Consider the following 1,552-nt stretch of genomic DNA (forward strand, 5'->3'; position numbering starts at 1 on the left):
TAAACCTGAATTTCGAAAGTGCATAAGATCAATGCAAGATGCTAAAGCAATGGCGACTTAAGAAGTGAAAAGGTGGGAGTTTCCCATGTTTTAGTGGAGACGGAAGCTTGCGGCAGATGGTCTTTCCCCCTCCCCAATGAAGAGGCAGTCCTGATTTCCATGTAAAATTTTGCTTATCATTATTCTAACTGCGCCACTCGAACCTCGATTCGTTTCCAGACATAACGGCTGGGAAAGTCCCTCGCAAGCTTGAGTAGGATAGAGCGACCATGCCGAATGAGCGTTGCGGCGCAATAAAAGAATTCCAGACGGAACCGGGCAATCGTATAGCCTTGATGGACTGGCTCACAGCAGTCACGTTTGAAGCGCTCGAACAAATTGTAGGCCAGCAGCTTGATCAGCAGATCCAGACCATTGGCTTTGAAATCACCTGTCGCAATGCGATCGATGGAAAACCCGTTCTTGGCTTCCTTAATGTAATTTTCCATGCAGCAGCGCTGATTGTAGAATCGCCACAAATCGATCGGTTCCCATTCCAGATTAGTCACCATGGCTTCGTACTGCCAGTCCGAATCGAATACAATGCGGCCTTGGCCCTCCTCGAACACTTGCGCCTTACGGATGATCGCTACACGACGCGCCTTGTTCCAGGAGGTCGCTTGGTAGATCAAGCAAATACCTTCGATGATCCACTCTTCGTCGACATATCGCGTCCAGTAACGACAAGCCCCAACTTCCTTGGCCAGCCGCTGGGTCCATTTCAGCTTGCCGACATAGCCGATGTGGTGCTGCTCCCACAAGCTGTAAAAATCTTCACCGCCAAAGCCTTTGTCGAACCTTGCGTACTTCACTTTGTGTTCGTCGAGCAGTCTAAAGGTTTGCCGCAGGAAGTCGGCCGCATCGGTGGAAGAGTGCGTATTGCCCGGTCGAAGCACGGCGTTCAAGTTTAGTCGGCTCTGGCCTTCAAAGGCAAGCAGGGGATGATAGCTCTTACGCCCGGGCTTGTGTGGATTTGTGCCTTTGGCCGCGCCGGACTGATCGCCATACACGGTCTCTACCGTGGAATCCAGATCGAGAATCAGCTCAGGTGGCAAGCAGGGTCGAATGATCTCTTGATTCAGCCTCCGCAGTTCGTTAACCAGAGAGGGACAGAAACGACCAAGCCGGATCAATTCCTTGTACAACAGACTGTGATGCGGGCAGCGGCCGCCGAGAAAGCGCCTCAGCAGCACGTCGCTTTGCAAACGACGGAAATGAAAAATCCGTTCGCAGCCAAGCATCCAGCCAACGATGAGATAGAGCAGAATACGGTAAACGGGGAAGAGGGAGTTGCGCGCTTTGCCGCCGGAGAGGCTGCACATCGCCTCCGGCAGTTTGATTTTTTCGAGAAAGGCCAGGAAGATTTTGATGCCGCCGCAGCTCGTTGCGTTTTGTAGTGAAAATTCTGTTTTAATTTTGCTGATCGTTGTGGTAGACTTCACCTATAAGGTGCTCCTCTCTTTGGGTGTAGTGTTCCAAGTAAACACCATTCTACCAAAGATTCGGAGCCCTT

The 1,552-nt window shown here is 51.2% G+C and carries 1 protein-coding gene; it reads right to left on the reverse strand.

Translation table 11 applies throughout. The features are described 5' to 3' along the window. Positions 1 to 179: 179 nt before the first annotated feature. Positions 180 to 1,481, reverse strand: coding sequence for an IS1380 family transposase (locus tag KI367_RS26640; RefSeq protein WP_009226929.1), 1,302 nt, complete (start codon positions 1,479 to 1,481; stop codon positions 180 to 182). Positions 1,482 to 1,552: the final 71 nt, after the last annotated feature.

The sequence above is a fragment of the Paenibacillus cookii genome (genome assembly GCF_018333375.1).
Lineage (GTDB): Bacteria > Bacillota > Bacilli > Paenibacillales > Paenibacillaceae > Paenibacillus_AQ > Paenibacillus_AQ cookii.